The 301-nt window shown below is 47.8% G+C and carries 1 protein-coding gene; it reads left to right on the forward strand.

The genetic code is table 11. The features are described 5' to 3' along the window. A partial coding sequence (locus tag C1G53_RS11125; protein WP_330847480.1) for an aminoacyl--tRNA ligase-related protein occupies window positions 1-267 on the forward strand: 267 nt, incomplete at its 5' end. Window positions 268-301 lie beyond the last annotated feature (34 nt).

The raw sequence follows: 301 nt of genomic DNA on the forward strand, positions 1-301 counted from the left end.
GAAGTCTGGATTCCTGCCCAAAATGCCTACCGTGAAATTTCAAGCTGTTCCAACACAGAAGATTTCCAAGCTCGTCGCGCCCAAATCCGCTACCGCGATGCTGCTGACGGTAAAGTCAAATTGCTCCACACCCTCAACGGTTCTGGTCTAGCGGTTGGTCGTACAGTGGCTGCCATCCTTGAAAACTATCAAAATGAAGACGGTTCTGTCACCATTCCAGAAGTTCTCCGTCCATACATGGGTGGGGTAGAAGTGATTAAACCTTAAGCCATACAAAGAAAGAGCGAGGAAAAATCCTACT

This window comes from Streptococcus suis, from assembly GCF_002960445.1.
GTDB classification, from domain to species: domain Bacteria; phylum Bacillota; class Bacilli; order Lactobacillales; family Streptococcaceae; genus Streptococcus; species Streptococcus hyiners.